Source organism: Bacillus sp. XT-4, assembly GCF_050864245.1.
GTDB lineage: Bacteria > Bacillota > Bacilli > Bacillales > Bacillaceae > Bacillus > Bacillus altitudinis.
This window is the reverse complement of record NZ_JBPAFI010000003.1, coordinates 332785-355565: the sequence shown is the minus strand read 5'-3', so window position 1 is coordinate 355565 and position 22781 is coordinate 332785. Positions and strand designations below refer to the sequence as shown.

Genomic DNA, 22781 nt, shown 5'->3' with positions numbered 1-22781 from the left:
CCGCCCATCTTTTTTTACTTCTGTTTTTCAATCTTTTGAATTTCTTTTTGACCTTTGTCATTGATAAAGTAAGAGATTTCTACTTTGTCACCTGGTTTAAATTCATTTAATACATCTTTAAAATTATCCGTAAATTCATAGCTTAAGGTCGTATTCACTTTTTTTACTTCGACTGTATGTGCATCAGCCATTCCAATAAATTCAGCTTTTTCTTCCAGCACCTGAGGAGTTGAACTGCTTGTCTTGTTTTCTCCTGAGGATTGCTCAGCCGTTCCACATGCTGTGAGCAAGATACCTAGTAGTAGTATTAAGAACGGTAAAACGACGATTTTCTTCATTTTTTTCACCTCATGTCTTTGTATCGTCTTATAACTTAATATTTTAAGGTAAATTTAAGGTTTTTTGAAACCTTTTTTTTGTTACAACGTCTATATCTAGGTTCAGAGTAAAAAAATAACTTGTTTATCAAGATTCGTAAACCTATAATCATGGAAGAATCATAGAAAAGGTGAGGGACATTATGAGAGCTGAGAGAAAAAGAAAGAAAAAGAAGGTTCTTTGGATTGTTTTATCGATTATTGGCTTATTCGTATTAGCCACTGGCGGATACGCGTATCATCTTTGGAATACAGCCGCATCCACTGTCGCAGGCATTCAAGAGAACTTAAAGAAGTCAGATAAGCGTGACAAAGATGTCGATTTAAGTAAAAAAGACCCGATCTCCATTTTAGTCATGGGTGTCGATGAAAGAAAGAATGACCGAGGCCGTGCAGATACATTAATATACATGACTGTGAATCCGAAAACGAAAACAACTGAGATGGTGAGTATCCCCCGTGATACGTATACAAAAATTGTCGGAAAAGGCACAATGGATAAAATCAACCACTCCTACGCTTTCGGCGGTACACAAATGGCTGCAGATACAGTAGAGGAACTGCTTGATGTACCTGTAGATTACTTTGTAAAAGTGAATATGGAAAGTTTTAAAGACATTGTGGATACACTTGGCGGCATTACGGTGAACAGCACGTTTGCTTTCAGCTATGATGGCCATTCATTTGGTACAGGAGAAATTAACCTGAACGGCGATCAAGCCCTTGCCTATACAAGAATGAGAAAGCAAGATCCTAAAGGTGATTTCGGCCGTCAGCAAAGACAGCGTCAAGTCATTGAAGGCATCATTGCAAAAGGCGCTAACATTTCATCTATTACGAAATTCGGCGATATGTTTAAAGTCGTTGAAAACAACATGAAAACGAATATGTCCTTTGACGACATGTGGACGATGATGAATGATTATCGTGATGCAAGACAAAATGTGAAACAGCACGAGCTGAAAGGTACAGGCGCAAGAATCAATAATATTTATTACTATCAGCTTGATGACAGCAGTTTAGCGAAAGTGAAGAAGGAATTGAAGGATAGTTTGGAGCAGTAAAAAAGAAGACTACAGGAATGTAGTCTCAGATTGTAGAGAAACTCATGTTTTTCTACAATCTTTTTTATTTTCACCATCATTATGATAGATGAGATCGAAGGAAAAACATGAAAAAGGCCTCCCACACACCTATCCTAGCTTTGCAAGGAAAGGACACGATGTGCATTTTTAGGATCTGATTTGTAGAACCTATAACCTTTTCGATCAGTCGTGGTATATAAAAGCTTTTCACCATTCGGGCATATGTATTGATCGTGTTCAGAATCATACTGAAATTTCCACTTCTCGAATAATCCTCTTGTTGGATGAAAACGTCTATGTGCGATGACACCAAAAATATGGCGATCAGATAAACCTTTACAGATTGGGCTGGTCAAATAACCAGAATCAAGGGCAACTGCGTCTACTTGAAAACCAAATCGTGCGATTTGGTGATCCAATCGTTCAAGATACGGAACGGAATCATGGACATTGCCAGGCGTGACATGAGCATCTGTGATGATATTGTACTTCATATCCGTTGTACGGTGGTCTAGGTAGAAAAAGCCTTCTGGTTTGTTTTCACGATAAAGATAGCCACTTTCAGGATCAGTCGTACTTTGACGAATGTCTTTTTCCGTTTTCACCTCCTCTTTTACCTTTAAGGGCTTTTTTCCGTGTGCCACCCGATCTTCTTGGATCGCTTCTTCTAATTCATTTATATAGTTCTGGGTATCTTGTTCAATCGTTTTTCTTGTATATTTATGTTTATTGGCATTGGCTTTAAGATGAGTGGAGTCAGTAAAAAGAACGCGCCCTCCAACCATATCGTGATTGATGGCTTGAAGAACAATTTCATCGAAAATGTCTTGAAAAATGGTTGTATCCTTAAATCGAGTACGACGATTCCAGCTAATGGTCGAGTGATGGGGAACGGGGTCATTGATGTTTAAACCTAAAAACCATCTATACGCCATGTTATAGTAAATTTCTTTTTCAAGTTGTCTTTCAGAACGGATACCGTACAGGTATCCGATAAACATCATTTTAAACAAAATAAGTGGATCAAGTGAGGGACGACCTTTATTCTCACTATAATATGGTTTTACTTTGTCTATGATAAATGAAAAATCAATGTACTGATCAATTTTACGAAGCAGGTGATCCTCTTCGACCAATTGATCTAGCAAAACAAATTCGGCTTCGTGCTGAGAAGAATTTCTAGTGTGGAACATGAGAAAAACACCTTCCTTTAGTATGCTTTTCTCTATTATAAAATGGGATAGTGGAAAATTTAAGGGAAAAAATAAAGCTGTCGAGATTTTCTCGACAGCCTGAGACTACAGGAATGTAGTCTTCTTTTTTTATGATTGAAATGGGGCTGGTTTTTCATCACTTAAACCAAAACGATGAAGGAGTTCTTGGACAATTCGTTTCGACGCTTGTCCATCACCATAAGGGTTAGAAGCCTTTGACATGTTATCGTACTCTTTCTGATCGACTAGAAGCTGTTTTGCCATGTTATAAATGGTCTCTTCATCTGTACCTGCGAGCTTCAGCGTACCAGCTTTCACACCTTCAGGGCGTTCTGTTGTATCGCGCAGCACTAGTACTGGCTTTCCTAGAGAAGGCGCCTCCTCTTGTACACCGCCAGAATCCGTTAAAATAAAGTGCGACGCAGCAGCGAAGTTATGAAAATCAACCACTTCAAGCGGCTCAATTAAGTGCACACGATCAAGATCACTGAATTCTGTCTGAGCAGCATCACGAACAGCAGGATTTAAATGAACAGGGTATACGACTTGAACATCTTCAAATTCTTCGACAACACGGCGAATCGCTCTAAACATGTTCTTCATCGGCTGACCAAGATTTTCTCTGCGATGAGCCGTTAATAAGATCATTTTATCTGAACCGATCTTCTCTAAAATTGGATGTTGATATTGTTCTGTGACTGTTGTTTGCAGGGCGTCAATGGCGGTATTCCCTGTCACACAGATGGTCTCTTCTTTTTTATTTTCTACTAAAAGATTCTGCTTCGCCTCAGCCGTAGGGGCAAAATGAATGTCAGCAATAGTGCCTGTCATTTGTCGGTTCAATTCCTCAGGGAACGGTGAGTATTTATTGTGTGTTCTTAAGCCAGCTTCGACGTGGCCGACAGAAATTTGGTGGTAGAATGCGGCCAAGCTTCCTGCAAAAGTTGTCGTTGTGTCGCCATGAACAAGCACAATATCAGGTTTTTCTTCTTGGAATAATTGATCTAGTTTCAACAATGCATTTGATGTAATTTCAGATAATGTTTGGCGCTGCTTCATGATGTTTAGATCATGGTCTGGCGTAATAGAAAATGCCTCAAGAACTTGATCTAGCATTTCTCTATGCTGAGCTGTTACAGTGACAATTGAATTTATTTGTGGATGTTTATTAAGTTCAAGGACAAGTGGAGCCATTTTGATTGCTTCAGGTCTAGTACCGAAAATAGTCATTACATTTAGTTTTTTCACTTGTTTATGCCTCTTTCCTAGTATAATACTTTCAATTATACACAATTTGGAGGATAAATTTAATGATATAAAAAAGAAATTTACATTGAATTAACGTTATCATTTATTCTCCTTTACATTTAACATATAAAATGTAAACTATCTAAAAATCATTTTTAGTGAAATCATTTGTCTTTCCTATGATTTGTAAGTTACACTTTATAAAGACGACCAAGAACTAACATTGATTATTAAATCGGTTATCTATGTAAGGAAGGTGCAAAGTTCATTGAAAAAAGTACGTAAAGCCATTATACCAGCTGCAGGTCTCGGGACACGTTTCCTCCCTGCCACAAAGGCTATGCCTAAAGAAATGCTGCCAATCGTTGATAAACCAACTATTCAATATATTATTGAAGAAGCTGTTGAGTCAGGAATTGAAGACATTATTATTGTCACTGGAAAAGGGAAAAGAGCCATTGAGGATCATTTTGATTTTGCGCCAGAGCTTGAGCGCAACCTTGAAGAAAAAGGAAAAAGTGAACTTTTAGAAAAAGTGAGAAAGTCCTCTAATATTGCTGATATTCATTACATCCGCCAAAAGGAACCTAAAGGACTCGGACATGCCGTTTGGTGCGCACGCAACTTTATCGGTGATGAACCCTTTGCTGTTTTATTAGGTGATGATATCGTCCAAGCCGAAACACCTGGACTTCGCCAGCTGATGGATGAATATGAAAAAACCCTTTCGTCCGTGATCGGCGTTCAGCAGGTAGCGGACAGCGATACGCATCGCTACGGGATCATTGACCCTCTTACCCAAGAAGGGCGCCGCTACCAAGTGAAAAACTTTGTTGAAAAGCCGCCGCAAGGAACCGCACCATCCAATTTAGCCATTTTAGGGCGCTACATTTTCACGCCGGAGATCTTTATGTACCTTGATCAACAAGAAATTGGTGCAGGAGGAGAAATTCAGCTGACAGATGCCATTCAAAAGCTCAATGACATCCAGCGTGTATTTGCCTATGATTTTGAAGGAAAACGATATGATGTCGGAGAGAAGCAAGGTTTCATTGAAACGACGCTAGAGTTTGCCCTTCAAGATGAAGAGCTCAAGAAAAAACTCATTCCATTTATGAAACAACTTCTTGAAAAAGAAGAAGTGAATTAAAAAAAGCTGCCGGCATCGGCAGCTTTTTTATTTGATCGCTGAAACGGTCAGCGTATGCTGTTCATTATCAATGACAAACAGGTTATGTTCGCCCTTTACTGCGAACTTCGTTTGTTTCTCATTCATCCAGACATTCTGTTCTGTCAGTCCAAGTGTTGAAGGAGAGATAGGCATGATCTCGCGGAACACCATCGTATTTGCCTGGCCATTTTGAATCACATAATCGGTTTTCTCAGTGGTCAGCCGCTCAACGGTATCACCTTGCTCACTTTTGACCGAGCTAAGTGTTTGCATTCTTTGCTTCAGCACAGACTCTTCTTTTCCAAGGAAAGAAAGTAAGTACTCATACGAACCCGCAGATGCGGGTGATACGTAGGAATTGAACTGTGCTGGTCCGATGGATAACGGCTTCAATTCATCTGCGTTTTGTAGCGCATCAGGTTTCACATAATACGTCTCTGATGCTGTTTTGATTTGAACGGCTTGTTTATTTTTAGCCACAGCCTTTACTTCTTGTCCAAACGATAATGTGACGTCTGCCTTTTTTTTCAGGGCCCTGTCTGTATAAACCGTCATTGGATCTGCCTTAACTATGGCCTGTTGGTCAATCTTTTTCATATCATTAGGTGCACCTTTCGTCTCATGGTTCGTTGACTGAGGCGCCTCTGTTTTACCTGAAGGAATTGCACCAAATGTTGCCAGTGTACGAAGCGGGCGATCCGAAAACATTGAAAGGGCAAGTAAGATGGTTAAAACAGCTATCATGGTCACTTGAAATGCCGGTCCAAAAAATGAACGTCGTTTCCCGTTCTCATGATAACGAGACACCTTCTCTGTCTTTTGTACGCCTTTTCGACCTTCTTTGTGCTTCAATTGGTATTCCTTTTTTTCTTTCTTGGAAAGCTTGTTAAACCAATCAACAAACTCCTTATACTCTTTCACAACCTTTTTCGTATGATCAAACATACGAAGTTCACCATAATGCATCCAAGCCACCCGATCACAGATTTTTTGGATTTGACTAATGGAGTGACTGACAAAAAAGATCGTCTTTCCTTGTTCTTTGAATTCGGTGATACGATCCACACATTTTTGATAGAAGGTTTGGTCTCCTACAGACAGTGCCTCATCAATAATGAGGATGTCTGGATCTATATGTGCTGAAATAGCAAAACCAAGACGGGATTTCATTCCGCTTGAATAGCTCTTTACAGGCTGATCTATAAAGTCTCCAATATCCGCAAACTCTACGATTTTTTCATAAAGATCGTCAATTTCCTTATTTGTCAGACCCATCATTAAGCATTTTAAACGAATGTTGTCTTTACCGCTTAACTGATTGTTCAGCCCTGCCGCAATGGCAATTAACGATGGCTGGCCGTCCATATCAATCTCACCACTTGTCGGTGGAATGATTTTCGCTAGAAGATTCGACATCGTGGATTTCCCAGAACCGTTGATCCCTACAAAACCAATCGTCTCTCCTTCATAGACATCAAACGACACATTACGAACGGCAAAGAAACCTTTTTCATTTTTATTAGGAAAAAACAGCCCTTTGATCTTGTCAGACTGCTTTTTATATAAGACGTATTGCTTGGATACGTTTCGAAACGAAACCTTTAGTTTCATCGTATAATCTCCTTACTTTTTAAAGAAAATCGACAAATTTATCCCTAAATTTCATATGAAGCAATGAACCGACTGTTAAAAAAAGAAGCGTAATCAGCCAGAAATAAAGCGTATATTTCACATCATGGAAGAACCATTCTCCCTTTAACAAGCTATTTCTGAAACCATCAATAATGTAGAAAAGAGGATTTAATCTTAAAATATCTCCTATCCATGCTTTGTCTCCAGTGAGCTTCTCTGAGATATTCCAAAAAATCGGCAGCAAAAAGAAAAGTAAACGTGTCACTGATTGTAAAAGAAATTGATAGTCCCTTACGAGTACACTAATTGTTGAATTAAACAAACTAAACGAAAACATAAACGCGATCATACATATAAGGTAGTAAATATATTGTAGCCAATGCGCGTCAGGATATATGCCATAAGAAATCAGCACAATCAGATAGACACCCATCATGACAAAATAGCTGAACAAATTGGACATGATGACCACAGACGGCAGCGCACTAATCGGAAAATTCATTTTTGATACCATATTAATGCGTTTAAACACACTGTTTGATCCATCAAGGATCGTCGGACTAATGAAGAACCAAGGTATTAATCCAGCAAGCATCCAGATGATAAATGGAATCTCCATGCCTCCAATGACAATTGGCTGTCCTCCACGAATGCCTAAACCAAAAACAAACCAGTAAGCCAGCATTTGAATCAATGGATTTAAAAACTGCCATAAAACACCTAAATAATTCATCTGATATTTTGATTTTGTTTCATAAACAGCAAGTCGCATAATCAGCGAAAATGAGCTGATTTGCTCCTTCAGTATCGTCAACATTGCGTTCATTCTAATCTTCCTTAGATATAAGTTTTTGGGATCACTTTTTTAAAAAGCACCGCTCATAATTGTAACAGATAACGATTCACATTTCATCTTATAACAAAAGTCGTATCATTTATTCTGGAAACTAAAAATCCCCCTGAATCCTTGCGATCGTAGATTCAGGGGGCCCCTCAGATGTTAGATGATTTGATGCTCTTTTAAGAAATCAGTAATTCTTTTTGTATTTTGATTATCGTTAAAGCTATTGATCTTCAAATATTTTTCTTTATACTCATCTTCTACCACATACTGATGATCGATTGCATGTTTGACAATACGAATCAGGTCTTGAGTGTTATATGCAATTGGACCTGGTGCATTCTCTTCGTTCACAGGCGGAATGGCCTTGTACTGTCTAATTAAGTAATCTTTCTCTTCCCAATAAAAGATCGGGTAGGCACCTCTATATTGCGCATCATATATAGCAGAAGAATAATCTGTAATAAACACTTTCGACACTTTTAGCGCTTCTGAAGGGTTATCAGAAATAATATGTTTATACTGCGGTAAATTCTGATACACATATTGTGAAAATTTATTATGCGGTACAATTAAAAGACGATCAAGCAAGCCTGCTTCTTCAAAGCTTTTGATGATTTTGATTAGAACTCTATAATAAGAGGTTTCCTCAATTCTATTCGTATAAATAAGCCCCTCTTCCCAATATCGATAAGTTGGCATGAAGGCAATTTTATCTGCATCCTCTACTAACTTTGCATGGTCAAAGGTCGCGAGCCCGGTCAAAATTAAATCATCACGGTCATAGTTCATTTTATAAAATTCACCGGCTTCTAATTCAGAGCTGATGACTGATTTATAAATATTGTATTGGTTCTTGTCTTTATGGAATCCAAAAGCCATTGGATTATCAACTGGCTTAGCAAACATAATGCCATGCTGTAAAAATACAAGCGGAACACTCATGATTCTCTCTCTAAGATGATCAATATATAGTCTATCATTCAGAACATGGTTAGATAGCTCACTTGAAATAAAATAGCTGGCATTAAAAATACTTAAATAGTGTCTCAGACTATATTTCGGAATGATTCCTTTTCCATATTTCGCTTTCAATGCTGGATAGGCACTGGATTTCTTATTGAGAATAAAGTAATTCTTTGAGTCTGTTTGACAATTCTCTTGAACATAGTCATAAACCCTAATAGCTGATTCATCTGCTTTGTCACTCTTTTTCTCAAAAAACAAATTGACACCATATTTTTTGTCTTTATAAAACGATGATAAAATGCTCGCTACTTTTATTTTGACCTTACTAAATAAAGAATATTCCTCAGAATAAGGAATAATAGTTGACGTGACATTTCCAAAAAGATTTGTTCTTAGTACTTGTAGCTTGTCCCCATTCTTTTTCGTGATATATGTCTTAACCTTTTTATCTCTTTTTTTCAATCTTAAACTATGGATAATCCGGTGATCATTTCCTACGAACAAGTTATTGTGGATTCTGCTATCTAAATCAAGATCATTTAACGAAATTTTAAAGAAGCCATATCTTTTCAGAAACTTGATCTTTCTAAATGGTCTTGTAAATTTCGCCAATTGGTGCTCAGAGTTTCTAATATAAAGATATTCATACTTCTGGTCTGAATTATATGCGTAATGAGTCAGTCTTCCATAAACATAGAAGCTATTAAACAAACTAAAAATACGTAATCTAGAAGTGTGTTTTGTGACAAGATATGGATTTCCTCTTACTAAATAAACACCATTTGTTCTTACATATATGTAATATCTTTGTTTATTTATCACTAGAATATTAAGAATGTTATCTTCTTTGAATTGCTCTAATGTATCTTTACCGAAAATCTTAAGCGGCTGATATGTAGGAACGAGTCTAAAGTTGACGATTTTCTTTTGCTCAGTTACCTTATTTAGAATTTTGATTTGATTACGGTTATTTACAGTCACTTCAATCTCTTTATGTTCCTGCATCACATCAAACAAGATTTTTCTAACATTTAGTTCTTTATTTTGACAATCGTACGTAATAACAAAGTGGAAAAGACCATATATGATAAAGGAGATGTCCACAAATCTTTTTTCTTCTCCATCAATTGCTAAATCCATTTTGTAATTTTGATTAATCTCATCTACATTTAGCAGCCCTGAGAATAACAACAGTTCCTTTTCTCCACTGTACAAGCCATAGCGGTCTAATCCTAATTGTTTAACATAGATTTTTTCAAATTGATTGTTAATTTCAATTGAATGTATTTGTTTTGGCTGAATCATGTCAGAGCTTTCTTTCAAGATATACAAATTTTGATCCTTAGCATAGAGATAAATCATTTCATTAGAATGATCTATTGTGGATTCAAAAATCATTTGATCCTTTACATCAATTTTACAAATCCACTTTGAATCGTTTACATTTAACTCTTTAAATTCAAAAGTTGACAACTTCTCTATTTCGTCAATATATATTACTAGCTTATGTTCATCTAAATTTAGAATTTCTATAAAATTATGATAAAGTTTGTACATTGAAGCACCTCTATATTATTTTCAGCATATTTACAATACCGGATAATCTTATCTAAATTTAGCATGTTTACTGTTAAATTTCTATGTTTTTTTATTTTTACCATTACTTTTAAATATGTGTACAATGGAATAAAAAAAACAAAAAAGTACCGTTCTACATGAGAGGAACGGTACTTTTTTTACTATTTTTCAGAAAACACTACTTCCACCACACGCTTCGATGACTCTCCGCTCTCTAGGTAGCAGAATTTTTCATAAAACGGCGTAAATGAAGGTGGTAATGTAAATGTCGGCTGTTCTGTTTCTCTTACCCATTCAATCACGCGTGATGTTTCTTTTACAAGTGGTCCTGGTGCTTCTTGTTCAAAGTCGAAGTAGAATCCTCTGAGCTTGTCACGATATGTTTCGATGTCTGGTACATAGAACAGCATCGGACGTTTAAGGTTTGCATAATCAAAGAACACGGAAGAGTAATCTGTAATGAGTAGGTCGGAAATCATATAAAGGTCTCGAATGTCTTCGTAATGAGAGAAGTCATAGGCAAAGCCTTCATATGGTCCGAGATCAAAGTTTTCCGCTACTAAATAGTGCATACGAAGGATGATGATATATTCTTCTCCGATAGATGCTCGTAGCTCATGCAGATCAAGGTCTAAATCAAATTTGTACTGCCCTTTTTTATAAAATTGATCGTCTCTCCATGTCGGTGCATATAAAATCAATTTTTTATCAAGCGGCAAGTTCATTTTTTGTTTGAGCGCTCTCATTGTTTCTTCATTGTTTTGATTGTGAAGAAAATCATTTCTCGGATATCCTGACTCAATCATGGTCTTTTGGAATTGGAACGCACGGGTAAAAATTTCGGTCGAGTATGCATTAGGAGAAATCAGATAATCCCAATTCGATGCTTCTTTCGTGAAATTCTTTTTGTACTTCTTCGTGTTTGTTCCAGGCATATGCACTTCGTCCATGTCCATCGCCAGTCGTTTTAATGGCGTGCCGTGCCATGTTTGTAAGTATTGGGTGTGTTCTGGTTTTGGAACCCATAGCGGCAAACGACTGTTTACGACCCAATACTCAGCTCTTGCCATTGCAAAAATCCATTTCAATGACAGACGATTGATATAGTAGATGCCTTTTTCTTTAAATGGTGCTTCATGACCTTTTTTAACACTCCAGATCAGCGTATATTCAGGGTGATTTTCTTTCATATATTCATAAATAGCACGCGGGTTACAGCTGAATTGTTTCCCATTAAAGCTCTCAAAAATAACGGTTTTCTTTTTGACAGACAGTTTACTCGCCAGTGTAAAGGTCGTTTGGAAAGTACTTGTCACAAGGCGATTGCGAACTTTTTTAATCTTACCCACTTGCTTCTTGAATTTCTTCCACTTGCTTTTTACGTAGTACTTAGCACGTGTCTTCATGGTGTAATCATTAATTCGGATGCCTAAAGTTTGTCTTTTTTTCTTTCTGTACACTTCATATCGAATCGGTACATCGTTTCTTTTATGAATTTGAACAAGTCCTTTGAGTTTGTTTGAACGATCTCCAAGCACTAAAGAAGTTGTTGTTAACGTTTCTTCCACTCCGTTAACATCGCAAATAAACTCAAAATAGAAGCGATAGACAAACCGTTTGTTTAAGGAATAAGTTAACTCCTCTAAAGGAACTTCTGCTGAAAATTGATACAGTTGTGGTGTTTGATGGTCGTCACGATATTGAATGACTTCATCTTTTTTATGTGTCATCTTGACAGGAAAACGATGCTCAACTGGTTCCTCACCATTTTTCTTCAATAGAAGCTTTACTTCTTTGATCTGATAAGGATGCTCTGCACTTAGAACGCCTGCATACCCAGATAAAGATAGCGTGCATTCTTTGTTGAGCTCGATATGATGGAATTTCACAACTTTGAGCTCCCGTTTGATTTTCAATGAAGCATTGCCTTTGTCTGTACGATATGGAATAACATACAACAGCGCTTCTTTATTTTCTAAAAATGTCAGCTCTGGCGTTTCAATTTCCATTTTCAAACGACGTTTATAATATGGTGTTTTTTCTTCTATTTCGGAAGTTGCGCTGGTATCCGCTTCTTTTGCGTCTTCATCCTCTTCTTCCGAATCAGAATCATAGGCTGAGTCTTCGAGCTCGTCTTCGTCCTCTTCTTTGTTTGCGCTCAGATAGTCCGTGACATATAAGTTGTATGTCTGGCCTTGCTCTAACGCAAGCGGAAGCGATGCTTCACTCAGTACCAATTTGAATAGATTCTCTTCTTGATGAACAAGCGGGAGGAATAGTTCTTGTTTTGAGACCCTTTCCCTCATAAACAGATAAAACTCTCTATCTGCTAATGGCATGTCATCGTAGATGCGAACGAGCATTTCCAATTTTTCATGATGATTTTTTAAACCTTCAACGACACTCTTCTTATGGATTCCCTCTTCAATCATTAATCGTTAATCTCCTCTGTTCAAAAATCTTACCGTTATTTGTATCATTATTTTACTTTCCAAGAATAGTTCCCCTGTTTCGTTTGATACGACCAACCATCAATTGAAGATGGTTTATTGGTAAGGAGCTCTCCCTCTACTTCTAGACGTTGCAAAACTTCTTGAAGTTCTTCTGTTTTAAAGCGGATGTAAAAATCCACAAATTTTGTTTGGTTGGTTTCGATGTTTTTCTTTGTTTGAAAATGACCAATTGGGAAACTGACTTGATCATTCTCATCAATTGTTTGAGAAATGATTTCAGCTCCATTCACTCGATCATATCCTGCAAAATCAATTTCCACATGATCCGCTTGGCTCATTTCGTCTGTCATCTTAAGCTGAAGATGAAGAACATGGTGTTCAGAGCTAAGATCATGCAGCACCCATTTCGTGCGATCCACGATCTTTCTCAGCTCATCTTTACGTATACGGTTTTCCAGCATCTGATGAAGTACTGTTTTCCAAGCTGACATTTCATCAGAAGGCACATGGTAGAAATAAGTTTGTTCTCCTAAAACCTTCTCAACATCTTCTTTATGCTTAGTATCGCCAAAGAAGACGGCATCCACTTGCTGTTTTCTTATTTGTTTAAATAATTCTCCATATTGAGAATTGATATGGTGCGGATTTTCCTCATAATGGGCTTCATGCACAAAAGCAGCATAATAAGTTGATTCCGGTTGATCTATTTTAAACAAATGGCGGTCCTGGTCCCGGTCCTCTGTGACCATCAGTTTTAACCGGTCATTTTGTAATTGAATGCTGGATAGCCATTGTTGTTTTATATCCGTCTTCTTTGTAAATGTTTGAATTCCTGTTTTTTTATACCAATTAATGTGACGGACTGGATTCTTTTTTGCATCACCAGCATAGATGATCTCCATAAAAATGCTGCCATCGTCCTTGATCAATTCTTCTAAATAGAGAGCACCTGTATGAGGAACAAAGCTTTGAACTCTGCGTAAAGCTCCCTGCCAATTGTATTCTTCTCTCTTCACTAATTGCTGCTCTTCATTATATTGATCAATCATACAGATTGGGGAAGAAGGCAGTTCATATCTCGTCACCTGAATGGTCGATGTATCTGCCGGGATAACTGCTTCATTGATGGATTGAGGTACTTCACCCGCAATAAACTCCGAATAATACCTTTTACTTCCGCTCTCTGGCAGAATGTAATGTTCAAATACATTCAGGATGTCAATTTGAGGATGAAAGGTCTCCTCCAAGCGGCGAATACGTTCCTTCACATTTACATCGAAATTCAAAGTTAACATCGCAGTACGTTTATGTTTCTCAGCCAATGGCTCTATTCTTGCTTTTAAAGACTTCGTTAAGCCGTCTTCCTCATTTGGTACGTCACCTACAATAAAGTAGTAGTCCATGTCAGGAATTTCAACTAATGTCATCGTTTCATTTTGTTCAGGTTGATCCAATGTATCTTCAACTTTTTTCTTCATCCAATTTTGAAACAAAGGAAGCTCTCCTTAAAAATCATGATAACTTGCTCATTGTATTTTACATGAAAAAGCACTTCTCACCAAAAGATAAGAAGTACTTTTTTTCGATCTATTAAAGTCCCGCAATTTCTTCCTTAATTTGTGTTGTCGAGATACCTTCTGTTCTCTTCAAGTAAACGACTTCGCAATGCTCTTTCAAGAAATCGAATTTACCTTCCCAGTCATCTCCCATGACAAAGACATCAATGTCATGCTCTTGTACATCGCGGACTTTTTGATCCCAGCTGTTTTCTGGAATGACTTCGTCTACATAACGAATGGTTTCTAAAATCAGCTTTCGATGCTCGTAGCTATGATAAGCCTTTTTGGATTTTTGTAAATTAAATTCATCTGTCGAGATGGCTACCACTAAGTAATCTCCAAGCTGCTTTGCACGCTCTAGCAGCTTAATGTGCCCCCAGTGTAATAAATCAAATGTACCGTAAGTAATAACTTTCTTCATTGCAAACATAAACTCCTTTCTTCATTCCTTATTCGACTGCTTCAAGCAGTAATGTTTATCCGTAATCCTATTATCTTCGATCGTGTTTTTCGCTCTTCGGAACCTCATTATATCACAGCGCCTAACAAACGTTAAGCAGATGTAAAGACAAACTATTTCCAATTTAATGGGCACGGAACGTAAAGTCCGAAAAATCAATGTTTTATGAAGCACCTTCCATATGAAGTTATCAAAATGTCACGAAATTTAAAGGATTGTAAAGTTATTGTTAATATTTCATGGAGCAACTGTGATAAAATGATGAGTAGGCGAAGAATGAATTTACAATGAACGTTTCATAGATAACAAAATGAAAAAGGAGGTCTGAACAATGCAAACAGAAGTGGTCTCTAACCTTTCTTATGTTAATGGTGACTTAGATGAATTTATTAGCTATATCAACCAGCATCATATTTCCCAGAGAAGAGGCGCCATGATTGCGACAGTGAATCCAGAGATCGGCTATGCTGTCATGAAGGATGATGCATATCATCAAGTGGTTTCTTCCGCGGATTATGTACTGCCGGATGGTGTAGGTGTTGTGTTGATGTCACGCATGACGCAAAGTCCATTGAAATCAAGAATTGCAGGTTTTGATGTGTTCATGTCTATGCTTGATCTCGCAAACAAGCAATCTAAAAGTATCTTTTTATATGGGGCGAAAGAAGAAGTGCTCGAGGCTGTCAAACAGCGAATTGATACAGAATATCCGAATGTGGTGATTGCAGGCAGCTGTGATGGTTATCAAGCGGATAAACGGTTTGTGGCAAAACAAATTGCTCGTTCAAAAGCAGATATGGTGTTTGTTGCTTTAGGTTATCCAAACCAAGAGAACTTTATTTATGAATACCGTCATTTGTTCCCGCAAGCTGTTTGCATCGGTTTAGGCGGAAGCTTTGATGTATTTAGCGGAACGGTGAAGCGTGCACCACGCTGGATGATTAAAACAAATACGGAATGGCTGTACAGACTCATTGTCAATCCGTGGAGATGGAAACGAATGCTGAATATCCCAAAATACGCTTTTGCTGTATTAAAAGAAAACAAAGGGAAAAAGCGCTACTATCCTGAGCAAGTAAAAGATCAGACGAAGCAGCTGTGAGAGACTGATACATGATGAATATACGCTCAATGATCATCTCATTCTATGCAGCTTTTGTTTCTTTTGCTGGATGGCTCATGAGCGGCGTGAAACCTCGTGACAATCAGGTGACGCTGCTTGTTTCATTCCAAGAGAATGCAGCTGCTCTCATCGATACTTATCAACAACAGGCGAATATGACAATGAAGCTCACTGTCCTCTATACGAAGCATGCTTCCGTGATAGAAAAGGACGTGCCTCATGTGTCATTTCGCTATTTTCATGAAAAAAATCCCTTCCATCTCATTCAATGTATCTATACGATGCTAAAAAGCAAAGTTGTCGTCACAGATAATTATTTTCTGATGACAAGTGTGCTAAGAAATAGACCTTCTACCACTTGTATTCAAGTGTGGCACGCCAATGGTGCTTTGAAAAAGTTCGGTCTTGAAGACGCTTCAAATCATCACCGTAGTTCTCGTGATCTGCAGCGTTTCAAGCGGGTCTATGCGTCTTTCGATTATATCGTTACAGGCTCAGATCACATGCGCGAGATTTTCAAAACTTCATTTGGCGTCAAGGACGATCGTTTTCTGCCAACAGGTGTACCATTCACAGATGCGTACTATGATGAGCGCCCTATTTCCTTTCAGACGGATATTTTTCCAAAAGGCAAAAAAGTGCTGCTGTATGCGCCGACCTACCGGGACTTTGCAATGGACGGTCTTGTCTTACCTTTTTCTAAAGAACAATTGCATAGAGAGCTGAAGGGTGACTATATCCTGCTCGTCAAACTTCATCCTGCAGTGAAACATTTAGCCAGAGCAGAAACAGATGGTGAGTGGATATTTGATGTGTCCGATCAGCCGCTCTTTCCATTGCTCTCTGTATGCGATGTCCTGATTACAGATTATTCGTCCATTGTGTTTGAATATGCGCTGCTCCGAAAGCCTGTTTTGTTCTTCACTTACGATCTAGAGACTTATCGCATGAAACGCGGTTTAGTCGAACGTTATGAAGACATTATTCCAGGAAAGACTTGCGTCACTCAAGATATGCTCTTAAAGGAGCTTAAGGGGCTAAACGAATCAGCCAATCAAGACTTATTGAAAACCTTTGCTGAGGAATGGAACCAATATTCAAAAGGGAAATCAAGTCAGCAGCTTCTTTCCTTTATTGAACATCAGCTCTTACACAAAAAACGTCCGGCTTCTCATTAAGAAGCACGGACGTTTTTTTATTTGTTATACACGGGGATATCATAATACAGCGTATAGTTATCAAGTAAGTTATACAAACTATACATACGAGTGACCTGTTTAGAAGCCCAGCCAATATCTGTTGCATATTGGTGAGTCGCTGTCGCAGACCACCGCATTTTGTAAATGGTATCTTGTTTGTATGTGGCGTTATTGATATAGCTGTTGCCAATGAATTTTGCCCCGCCAATAATGGCTGCCTCTGGTGTGAACCATTGCTGTTCATACGCATATTTTGCTCCGAGATAATTCGGATTGCTGTCATATGCGCCTATACCATACATGTTATATACTTTTTTCCCATTAAACATCGTACCATTCGCTAAAATGGAATTTCCGTTACCTGTTTCAAGCAGCGCATGAGAAATGAGATAAATTTCGTTAATATGATACGTTTTCGCTGCTGTGATAAAGGCTTGTCCTTTTCCGGCAAGAATGCCTTTCCCTGCTAAAATCTTCGTATTCACTTCAGTCGGGTTGAGGTTTGCAGCTTCAGAGAGTTTGAGAAATTGAAAATAAGATTGAGTGCCCTCCGCGATATTCGCTGGGTCTACATATTTTAATACTTCTGCTGAACTCGCATTTCTCCAGCCGAGGCTGATCTTGATCCAGTTGCCTTCTTTTCCAAGCTGCTTCACTTTTGTCCCTTTGTTCAGCTGTGCGACGATGTTGCTAGTCGAACTTGAATCAGGTGTAGAACGGACATTTAGCCCGTCTGTATTCACTGTGGACGTCGCTGGGTCTACATATGTCGCATAGACATAGGCTGCACCATCTGTCTGCGGCGATACCTTCATTTGTTTGTTTACCATCTCATTGACTGTGAGGTTATAATTCGTCTGCATCACCATTGGACCATTTTTGATTTTGGTCGCAGTGGCTGTCCAGCCGTATTGGCTTTTCACAAAAGCAATGGCCGCATTCGCATTTGGTAACCCTGTAAACTGCTGTGTGATGTTGATTTTATATGCCGGTTTTGTCGTTGTTGTATAAGCAGCTGATTCATTTCGCTTTTTGAAGAATGTCATGCCTTGGTCTCTTAAGGCAGCAGTCGAAATAACCCCTGTTTTGATCTGATATTGACCATAATCAGTTGCACCCGTTTTTTGAGCGGCTGCTTTCATTTTTTGTTTTGTTAAATAACTTAAGGCTTGATTCAGTTTTGTCTGATTCACAGTCGCCTCTGTCGTAATACGGTATTGCTTAACAGCTTCTGTTAATGTTTTTGTACTGCTGGCAACTCCATTTTTTTTCATGATCTCTTGTGCCTGCTTCACTTTGCTTTGATCATATACAGGAGTTGTCATTAGGCTGTATGCTTTACTGACGGCTTGTCCCTTGCCTGTTGTGATGCTGCTTGTCACCTTTTGTGCCTTTAAGTATGTAGCACCTTTATTTACTTTTGTCTGATCTGTTGCCTGATTCACAACAAGTCGATACGTGCTGTCAGATGCTTTGCCTGTTTTTTTCGTTGTGGCGGATACTTTTTTCTTTTGGAAAAATGCCGTTGCTTTTTTCGCTTGATCATCGCCCAAAAGATTCCCAGTCACTACTTGATATGGCTGTGTAGAGGAGATCTTTTTAGACGTATAGCGCCATTTCTTTTTCTTGAAAAAGGCAACTGTTTTTGCGTAAGTTGTGTCATTTAATTGATTGAGCTTTACGATATAATTTTTCGTTTTTCCTACTCGCTGCACAGTACCTGACGCACCAGCTTGTTTTTTAATCTGAGCCGCCGCTGAGGCTGCTTCTTTATTGTCTTTGAAATAGCCTGATTCCATGCTATATACATTTTTAACAGCTCCAGCCTTCTGAATCTTTCCGCTGATTTTCGCTTCTTTTTGCAGCTGGGTCAGAAGGGTTTGCGCTTTAGACTGATTCGTTTGTGTAGCAGATGTGACGATGTAATACGGTTTGCCTGCTGCTACCGTTTGGAGTACTGCTTTTAAACCAGATTCCTTTTGAAAACCTTGCAGGATGGTATTTGCCTTACTCTGTCCAACAATATTGCCTGAGATCAGCTGATACACGGTGCCGGCCTTGTTTTCAGTTTGGTATGTACTCGTGACTCCGGCCTGTTTTTGTAGTTCGGTTTGAATATTTTTGACTTTCGTTTCAGAATCAATGGCTCCTGAAATGACCTGATAAGATGGTCTACTTTGATTGATAGCTTCATACGTGCTATTGAGTCCTGATGTTTTTATCAGCTCGAGCGTAAGTTTTTTCGCCTGACTTTCATCGTTGATTGGATCAGATACGATTTTCTGTAAAGGAAGGCGGTCACCTACTGGAGACACCGTACCGCTCATGCCTAACTCTTTTTTTAATGCAGCGGCACTTGCACTCGCTGCTGCTTGTGAGTCATATCCTGAGGCAGTCAGTTGATAAGTCGATGTATTTCCTGAAGTTTGATAAGTGGCTGTCCACTTCTTATCCTTTTTCAACGTGTCAACCGCTTTTTTCACTTCTGCTTCTGTTGTAAATACTTTTGAGGTGCTAATCGTATAAATGGATTGATCGACATAGGAGGCTGCTTGCACTTCTTTGCCTGTGTGTAATGTCATACCAAAGGCAGCTGCGAGTAACATAATCTTGATGGTTTTTTTCACGTTCCCTGTCCCTCTCTTAACTTTGCATAATAGTCTACTAATCTCTTTATCGACAAAAACAAGTCTCTTTCAAGTCTTTTATGCAATAGAAAAATAGAGGACTCTCGAAGTCCTCTCAGATTGTTGACAAAGGGGTAAAATGAACTTTATTTTACCCCTTTGTCTTCTTTTCAGCGTGATAGAAAACCTTTGCAGTCAAGGAAGGACGAGTACTGGCGCGGAGCGAATTTGACATTCGTGAGCACCAGCACACAGGACTGACAAAGAATGCGAGGGTTTGTCTACACGCTGAGAGGACCTCTCGAAGTCCTCTTCCTCTTTTTCTTTATATATGTGACACAATCAGTTCACAAGATCCTTCAATTGTGAAGTTCCCTGTTTCAGCAGGCAGGATAAAATGGGCTCCTTTTGGCAGCGGATATGTATGCCCATTATGCTCTAAGGACCCTTCCCCATTAATAACGCTGCACAGCAAAAACGGATAATCTTGCGATAGCTCTACTTTTTGATCAATTTCCCATTTATACACAGAGAAATATTCTGCTTCTACAAATGTTCTAATGGTCACCCCTGCACGAGTTTCTACTGATTCATCTGCATAACCGTCTACATGAGGAACCGTTGTGACATCAATGGCCTGCGTGAAGTGAAGTTCACGTTCATGGCCATTTTGGTCTTTTCGTTCATAATCATACACCCGATAGGTCGTATCTGAACTTTGCTGCGTTTCAAGAACCAGTGTGCCTTCACATAGCGCATGAATGGTACCGCTTGGCACATAATAAAAATCACCCGGCTTAATTTTCACTCGCCGCAAAAGGCCTTCCCAATCTCCACTGTTCATCATGGTCACAAGCTCAGTTCTCGTCCTTGCATTATGACCGTAGATCATTTCTGCGCCTTCTTTGCAGTCAATGATATACCAGCACTCTGTTTTTCCAAGCTCGCCATTTTCATGTCTTTCCGCATAATCATCATCTGGATGAACTTGAACGGATAAGTCTTGGTTTGCATCTAAAATTTTTGTTAAGAGCGGGAAGCGATCGCCTTCTATTCCCCCAAACAATTCTCTGTGATTGTCCCATAGTTCGATCAACGTTTTCCCTTTATATGGACCGTCTTGCACGACACTTGGTCCGTTTGGATGAGCAGAAATTGCCCAGCATTCTCCCGTTTGATCAGAAGGAATATCATAGCCAAATTGATCCCTTAAGGCTGTACCTCCCCATATTCTCTCCTTCAATTCAGGCAGTAAAAAAATTGGTGACTGCTTCATTCAGGATGACTCCTCCCTTTGCTACCCTTTATAATCCTTGCCTAGCAAGATGAAAACTAGCAAGTCTCAACTTTTATTATGACGCTATCTAAAGAGAAGTCAATCCTTTCAGTACACCGAATGAAAACGATAACAAGAAAATCAATTTACCCTTTGACAGAGCCTGCAAGAAGCCCTTTCACAAAGTATTTTCCGAGTAGAATATAGACCAAAAGTGTTGGCAGCGCAGCCAAGATGGCACCTGCCATTTGAACATTCCATTGCACAATTTGACTGCCTGATAAATTTTGCAGTGCAACCATGACCGGCTGATTCTCTGCCGTGGTCATAGTGACCGCAAATAGAAACTCATTCCACACATTTGTGAATTGCCAAATGGCAACCACGACAAACCCTGTGATGGAAAGCGGCAGAATCATATGTCTGAAGATCCCGATAAATCCGGCACCATCCATCTTCGCTGATTCAATCATTTCATCAGGAATGCTTACATAAAAATTGCGGAACATGAGTGTTGTGATTGGCAGGCCATATACGACATGAACAAGCACAAGTCCCGGAATGGAGTTATACAAGCCGATTTCACGTAAAAATTGAATAAGTGGAATGAGGATACTTTGATATGGAATAAACATACCAAACAACATGAAGGTAAACACCACTTCTGATCCTTTAAAGCGCCATTTAGACAGCACATAGCCATTCATCGCACCTAATACAGCTGACAATAAGGTAGCAGGAATGACTAGATAAAGAGAATTCATTAAATTGGGTGATAACTTTTCAAAAGCAATTTTGTAGCTTGAGAAATCAAGTGTAGATGGAAGCGACCACATTCGCTCAAGGGTGACTTCACCTAATGGCTTTAAGCTTGTGACGAGCATGACATAAACAGGCATGAGAAAAAACAAACTGCACAGTATTAATAACGCATAAAGAACTGGACGGACAAACCCTCTTGCGGTCATGATGAAGCCCCCTTCCGGCTAGACAGGAGATACGGCACGATAAAGACCGCAACAGAAATCAGCATAACGATCGCAATGGCGGCACCACCTGCATAATGGTTTCCTCTAAAGGTCATTTCAAACATATAAACACCTGGCACATCGGTGACAAAGTTTGCACCTGGTCCTGTCATCGAGTAAATCAAATCGAAGATCTTTAAAGAAATATGTGCCATAATAATGACGACACTCGCTGTGATTGGTTTTAACAGCGGAAAAATGATTTTCCAGTAGATTTGCCACTCGGTTGCGCCATCCATTCTAGCAGCCTCTCTCACTTCCTCTGGAATACCTCTAAGACCAGCCAAATACATCGCAAGTGAGAACCCTGTCATCTGCCACACAGCAGCGATGACAACTGCAATCATTGCTGCCGGTACACCAAACTCAATTTTCCCCCAGACAAATCCAGCTAAAATGTTCGTATCCGTGTACCACTTGGGCTGGATGCCGAGAGTTTTTAAAAACAGATTCACCCCAGTTGATGGATTTAGGATCCATTGCCACACAACACCTGTGACAACAAAGGAAAGGGCCATCGGAAAGAAGAAGAGATTCCGAAAAAGTGATTCCCCCTTGATCTTCTGATCTAGTAAAATGGCCAGTACAAGCCCAGAAGCAATGACTGCTCCAATAAAGAATAAAGTAAAAAAGACCGTGTTTCGAAGATCTGACTGAAAGCGAAAATCTTGAAACAGCATGACATAATTTTTCATACCTGCGAAAGAAAAATCAGGAACAAGCGAGGTCCAGTTCGATAATGAAACATATCCTGTCCAGCCAATAAATCCGTAAACAAAAATGAATAATAAAACAGCTGACGGTGCTAAAAATAGCAGGGCAAGCAGCTGGTCTCCATTCCATTTTTTCCGAACACGTTTCACTTTTGCTGCTGGTGTTTTTGTGGTCGGCGATGTGTCCATGCACATGAAGCTACACTCCTTTTTTTAAAAAAGAGGCGG

At 39.0% G+C, this 22781-nt stretch carries 16 protein-coding genes and 1 pseudogene; 4 read left to right on the top strand and 13 right to left on the bottom strand.

What is annotated here, in order from left to right; genetic code table 11:
- Window positions 1-14: 14 nt before the first annotated feature.
- Entirely contained in the window at window positions 15-338 is a 324-nt protein-coding gene (locus ACRRMM_RS11615; RefSeq protein WP_110487142.1) for a LytA, read from the bottom strand.
- A 182-nt stretch (window positions 339-520) separates the two neighbouring features.
- Here ACRRMM_RS11615 and ACRRMM_RS11610 point away from each other — a divergent pair, with 182 nt between their 5' ends.
- A complete protein-coding gene (locus tag ACRRMM_RS11610) occupies window positions 521-1441 on the top strand; it encodes a LytR family transcriptional regulator (protein WP_008348305.1) in 921 nt (306 codons plus the stop codon).
- A gap of 144 nt (window positions 1442-1585) precedes the next feature.
- Here the strand turns inward: ACRRMM_RS11610 and ACRRMM_RS11605 are convergent.
- Window positions 1586-2655, bottom strand: a pseudogene (locus tag ACRRMM_RS11605) (IS1182 family transposase); the annotation flags it as partial.
- A gap of 129 nt (window positions 2656-2784) precedes the next feature.
- The gene (gene wecB / locus ACRRMM_RS11600) at window positions 2785-3924 is read right to left on the bottom strand and encodes a non-hydrolyzing UDP-N-acetylglucosamine 2-epimerase (protein WP_008343196.1); all 1140 of its coding nucleotides are present in this window, start codon (window positions 3922-3924) and stop codon (window positions 2785-2787) included.
- A gap of 268 nt (window positions 3925-4192) precedes the next feature.
- Here wecB and galU point away from each other — a divergent pair, with 268 nt between their 5' ends.
- On the top strand, window positions 4193-5074 hold the full coding sequence (gene galU / locus ACRRMM_RS11595; protein ID WP_008343198.1) for a UTP--glucose-1-phosphate uridylyltransferase GalU: 882 nt from the start codon (window positions 4193-4195) through the stop codon (window positions 5072-5074).
- Window positions 5075-5101: 27 nt separating this feature from the next.
- Here galU and tagH read toward each other — a convergent pair whose 3' ends face one another.
- The 6 genes from tagH to tagD form a co-directional block, all read right to left on the bottom strand.
- Window positions 5102-6706 (bottom strand): teichoic acids export ABC transporter ATP-binding subunit TagH, encoded by a 1605-nt coding sequence (tagH, locus tag ACRRMM_RS11590; RefSeq protein WP_428828638.1) that lies wholly within the window; start codon window positions 6704-6706, stop codon window positions 5102-5104.
- A 19-nt stretch (window positions 6707-6725) separates the two neighbouring features.
- Window positions 6726-7553, bottom strand: coding sequence for an ABC transporter permease (locus ACRRMM_RS11585; protein ID WP_060832700.1), 828 nt, complete (start codon window positions 7551-7553; stop codon window positions 6726-6728).
- 174 nt (window positions 7554-7727) lie between these two features.
- Window positions 7728-10094 carry a CDP-glycerol glycerophosphotransferase family protein gene (locus tag ACRRMM_RS11580; RefSeq protein ID WP_428828639.1) on the bottom strand — a complete coding sequence of 789 codons (2367 nt, stop codon included), beginning with the start codon at window positions 10092-10094 and terminating at the stop codon, window positions 7728-7730.
- Between the two features lie 182 nt (window positions 10095-10276).
- The gene (locus ACRRMM_RS11575; protein WP_017359982.1) at window positions 10277-12547 is read right to left on the bottom strand and encodes a CDP-glycerol glycerophosphotransferase family protein; all 2271 of its coding nucleotides are present in this window, start codon (window positions 12545-12547) and stop codon (window positions 10277-10279) included.
- 47 nt (window positions 12548-12594) lie between these two features.
- The gene (locus ACRRMM_RS11570; protein ID WP_008343210.1) at window positions 12595-14061 is read right to left on the bottom strand and encodes an alpha-glucosyltransferase N-terminal domain-containing protein; all 1467 of its coding nucleotides are present in this window, start codon (window positions 14059-14061) and stop codon (window positions 12595-12597) included.
- Between the two features lie 97 nt (window positions 14062-14158).
- A complete protein-coding gene (gene tagD, locus ACRRMM_RS11565; RefSeq protein ID WP_008343212.1) occupies window positions 14159-14548 on the bottom strand; it encodes a glycerol-3-phosphate cytidylyltransferase in 390 nt (129 codons plus the stop codon).
- Between the two features lie 370 nt (window positions 14549-14918).
- Between tagD and ACRRMM_RS11560 the strand changes: the two genes are divergently transcribed.
- Window positions 14919-15689, top strand: a complete 771-nt coding sequence (locus ACRRMM_RS11560) for a WecB/TagA/CpsF family glycosyltransferase (protein WP_007499915.1) — start codon at window positions 14919-14921, stop codon at window positions 15687-15689.
- Window positions 15690-15700: 11 nt separating this feature from the next.
- Entirely contained in the window at window positions 15701-16888 is a 1188-nt protein-coding gene (locus ACRRMM_RS11555; protein ID WP_428828640.1) for a CDP-glycerol glycerophosphotransferase family protein, read from the top strand.
- A gap of 17 nt (window positions 16889-16905) precedes the next feature.
- Here ACRRMM_RS11555 and ACRRMM_RS11550 read toward each other — a convergent pair whose 3' ends face one another.
- The 4 genes from ACRRMM_RS11550 to ACRRMM_RS11535 all read right to left on the bottom strand — a co-directional run bounded on the left by ACRRMM_RS11550 (window position 16906) and on the right by ACRRMM_RS11535 (window position 22748).
- Window positions 16906-19536, bottom strand: a complete 2631-nt coding sequence (locus tag ACRRMM_RS11550) for a glucosaminidase domain-containing protein (protein WP_428828641.1) — start codon at window positions 19534-19536, stop codon at window positions 16906-16908.
- Between the two features lie 325 nt (window positions 19537-19861).
- Window positions 19862-20812: a mannose-6-phosphate isomerase, class I gene (manA, locus tag ACRRMM_RS11545; RefSeq protein WP_428828642.1), complete on the bottom strand. Its 951-nt coding sequence runs from the start codon at window positions 20810-20812 to the stop codon at window positions 19862-19864.
- Window positions 20813-20958: 146 nt separating this feature from the next.
- A complete protein-coding gene (locus ACRRMM_RS11540) occupies window positions 20959-21780 on the bottom strand; it encodes a carbohydrate ABC transporter permease (protein WP_008343219.1) in 822 nt (273 codons plus the stop codon).
- Window positions 21777-22748 carry a carbohydrate ABC transporter permease gene (locus ACRRMM_RS11535; protein WP_428828643.1) on the bottom strand — a complete coding sequence of 324 codons (972 nt, stop codon included), beginning with the start codon at window positions 22746-22748 and terminating at the stop codon, window positions 21777-21779. The genes ACRRMM_RS11540 and ACRRMM_RS11535 overlap by 4 nt, the downstream gene beginning before the upstream one ends.
- Window positions 22749-22781: the final 33 nt, after the last annotated feature.

Coding starts and splice junctions, on each gene's coding strand:
- tagD (WP_008343212.1), bottom strand. CDS start 14,548: ATGAAGAAAGTTATTACTTACGGTACATTTGATTTATTACACTGGGGG.
- ACRRMM_RS11585 (WP_060832700.1), bottom strand. CDS start 7,553: ATGAACGCAATGTTGACGATACTGAAGGAGCAAATCAGCTCATTTTCG.
- ACRRMM_RS11535 (WP_428828643.1), bottom strand. CDS start 22,748: ATGTGCATGGACACATCGCCGACCACAAAAACACCAGCAGCAAAAGTG.
- ACRRMM_RS11580 (WP_428828639.1), bottom strand. CDS start 10,094: ATGTACAAACTTTATCATAATTTTATAGAAATTCTAAATTTAGATGAA.
- ACRRMM_RS11560 (WP_007499915.1), top strand. CDS start 14,919: ATGCAAACAGAAGTGGTCTCTAACCTTTCTTATGTTAATGGTGACTTA.
- ACRRMM_RS11555 (WP_428828640.1), top strand. CDS start 15,701: ATGATGAATATACGCTCAATGATCATCTCATTCTATGCAGCTTTTGTT.
- ACRRMM_RS11540 (WP_008343219.1), bottom strand. CDS start 21,780: ATGACCGCAAGAGGGTTTGTCCGTCCAGTTCTTTATGCGTTATTAATA.
- ACRRMM_RS11610 (WP_008348305.1), top strand. CDS start 521: ATGAGAGCTGAGAGAAAAAGAAAGAAAAAGAAGGTTCTTTGGATTGTT.
- ACRRMM_RS11615 (WP_110487142.1), bottom strand. CDS start 338: ATGAAGAAAATCGTCGTTTTACCGTTCTTAATACTACTACTAGGTATC.
- ACRRMM_RS11575 (WP_017359982.1), bottom strand. CDS start 12,547: ATGATTGAAGAGGGAATCCATAAGAAGAGTGTCGTTGAAGGTTTAAAA.
- tagH (WP_428828638.1), bottom strand. CDS start 6,706: ATGAAACTAAAGGTTTCGTTTCGAAACGTATCCAAGCAATACGTCTTA.
- manA (WP_428828642.1), bottom strand. CDS start 20,812: ATGAAGCAGTCACCAATTTTTTTACTGCCTGAATTGAAGGAGAGAATA.